The sequence below is a fragment of the Allosphingosinicella sp. genome, assembly GCF_036403745.1.
In the GTDB taxonomy this organism is placed as follows: Bacteria; Pseudomonadota; Alphaproteobacteria; order Sphingomonadales; family Sphingomonadaceae; genus Allosphingosinicella.
This window is the reverse complement of the sequence record NZ_DASWQI010000051.1, coordinates 1-2295: the sequence shown is the minus strand read 5'-3', so window position 1 is coordinate 2295 and position 2295 is coordinate 1. Positions and strand designations below refer to the sequence as shown.

Annotated in this window: 4 protein-coding genes; 3 read left to right on the top strand and 1 reads right to left on the bottom strand. The window is 67.1% G+C overall.

Features of this window, described 5'->3' with window-relative positions; translation table 11 throughout:
* Together VGC56_RS09855 and VGC56_RS09850 are read left to right on the top strand one after the other, a co-directional pair.
* A partial coding sequence (locus VGC56_RS09855; RefSeq protein ID WP_464124727.1) for a hypothetical protein occupies nt 1-342 on the top strand: 342 nt, incomplete at its 5' end.
* Nucleotides 343-509: 167 nt separating this feature from the next.
* On the top strand, nt 510-1016 hold the full coding sequence (locus tag VGC56_RS09850; protein WP_464124726.1) for a hypothetical protein: 507 nt from the start codon (nt 510-512) through the stop codon (nt 1014-1016).
* 174 nt (nt 1017-1190) lie between these two features.
* Here the strand turns inward: VGC56_RS09850 and VGC56_RS09845 are convergent, their stop codons facing one another.
* Complete coding sequence (locus tag VGC56_RS09845; RefSeq protein ID WP_464124725.1) at nt 1191-1745, bottom strand: GNAT family N-acetyltransferase; 555 nt, start codon at nt 1743-1745, stop codon at nt 1191-1193.
* 217 nt (nt 1746-1962) lie between these two features.
* Here VGC56_RS09845 and VGC56_RS09840 point away from each other — a divergent pair.
* Nucleotides 1963-2295 (top strand): pirin family protein (locus VGC56_RS09840; RefSeq protein ID WP_464124724.1); only part of this gene is annotated, 333 nt, incomplete at its 3' end.

Sequence of the window (2295 nt, the reverse complement as noted above, 5' to 3'; positions counted from 1 at the left end):
GGCCGCTTCGGCTGGGACGACTACGGCCGGCTCGGCGATGCCGCGATCGATGCGCTGGCCGACCGGTTCGACGTGGTGCAGGACGATCGCCTCGAAACCGGCCGCAACCATCCGTTCGGCGCCCGCGTCGCCATCACGACGGAGAATGGCGTGCATGAGCGGCTTCATGCCGACCCCTCGGGCGAGCCGTCCTCCTTTCCCGACGCGCAGGCGATGCAGCAAAAGTTTCTGACATTGGCGCGCCCGGTGCTCGACGGCCGCGCCGACCGGCTGGCGGACGCCATTCTGTCGCTGGAGCGCTTCGACCGGGTCGACGCCGCGACGCATCTCGGGCGGCAATAGCGTCCAGCCGGGCGGCCTCGCCGGCCACGTTTAAGTGATCGCGCTCAACCGTGCCGCCCTTGAATTTCGCTGAACCGAAATCCAGTTCGAGGAACTAATGCTCAGGCGTCGCATTGTTGACGCCAAAAGGGGCGTCAGTCGTGCCGGTTTTCCGATATTTTGTGGTAATGGGGTGCTGTCTGCTCGGGCTGCTGTTCGCCATCGACTATCTGGTCCCCAAGGAAGCGCCCGCGCCCAGGGCCGAGGCCGCGACGGTGTCCAACGGCGGCACGCTGGCCTCGTGGCGGCAATCCCAGGAACGGCTCGACAAACCGCAGGCCGCCGCGGCGGTGGTTTACCCGGCGGTGGCGCCATTGCCCCCGACCGCCGAGCGGCTGCAATGGGAGCATCAGCTGACCTTCCGCAAGCCGGACACGGCGAGCCCCTCGCTGCAGGCGAGAGCCGAGTTGCCGGCGACCGCCGCCGAGGCGATCGCGCCGCCTCCGCCTGCTCCGAAGTCCGTGGCCAAGGCGCCGCCGCGTCACAAGACCGTGGCGCGCGCCGATCGCCGCGACCGGCCGAATTATGCAGCCGCCTATCCTCCGGCGCCGATCTCGCAATTCGGCGGCTACCGCCAGGCCCAGTATGACCGGGCTCGGGGTGGCGGCGGCTTTTTTGGTTTCCGCATGTTCTGAACCACTTAAGCGGGCCTGAGCCCGTTTCCCGGGCGCGATGCAGCGCGCAGCTCTTCGCGAAGCGCTGCTTCGCAGAACCGGGATCGTAACGAACACCGCGCCCTGTACAGCCCCGGCTCTGCAGCGCACCGCTCCGCGAAGAGCTACGCGCTGCGCTGCGTCCGGGGAACGGCGTCAAGCTTTGTTGCGCGGGGTCCACGCCTCGCGCGTCGTGACCCACATGTCGGCGATGTGGCCGAACAGCTCGATCTCCCTGCCCCTCGCGGCGCCAAGCCGCCGCGCCACGCCCTGCGAGGCGAGGTTCTCGCGATCGATGCAATGGATCACCTGCGCGATCTCGAAATGCGCGAACGCCCAGTCGATCGCCGCCCGCGCCGCCTCGCTGGCGTAGCCCTTGCCCCGCGCGTCTTTTGCAATCGCCCAGCCGACCTCGAAATCCGGCCAGCCCGGCGGAAACCACGGGCCCACCCGGCCGACGAATGTCCCGCTTTCCCGCTCCTCGACCGCGAACATCCCGGCGCCATGGATCGCCCAGTGACCGGCCATCACCACCGTATGCCGCCAGCCGGTCATTTCGTCGTCCACCGGCTTGCCGTCGACGGTGATGAAGCGCGCGGTGGCGGGATCGGCCAGCATCGCGGTGTAGGGCGCAATATCGTCGCGGCGCCATTGCCGCAGGATCAGCCGCGGCGTTTCGATCATCGGGCCGTCGAGCTGCGCGAGCCTCACGTCTGGCTTCGTTTTTGCGAGCATTCGTTTCACCCTTCGTCGTCCCGCGAAGGCGGGGACCCATACGCCGTGTCGCCGATGTTATGGTTTGCAATAGTATAGCTGTTTGGATGACCGTGCCGTCAACGCCAACGCCAGCGGGTTATGGGCTCCGCCTTCGCGGGGACGACGCGAATATTTGCTGATATGGTGCCTGACACATTCACGGAGTTGATCCATGAGCTGGCTTCCCTCCAACGATCCCGTGCTTGGCGATCCCGCTTCCTGCGACGCGCTGGAGCTTGTCATCGTGCCGCGCACCCGCGACCTCGGCGACGGCTTCGAGGTGCGCCGCGCGCTGCCGCATGGCAAGCGGCAGATGGTCGGGCCCTTCATCTTCTTCGATCATTTCGGGCCGGTGCAGTTCGTCTCCGGCAAGGGCATGGACGTGCGGCCGCATCCGCATATCGGGCTCGCCACCGTCACCTATCTGTTCGACGGCTCGATCATGCATCGCGACAGCGAGGGCAACATCCAGGAAATCCAGCCCGGCGCCATGAACCTGATGACC

Excerpts from the sequence above, each read along its gene's own strand:
- VGC56_RS09850 (WP_464124726.1), top strand. The coding sequence starts at position 510 with ATGGGGTGCTGTCTGCTCGGGCTGCTGTTCGCCATCGACTATCTGGTC.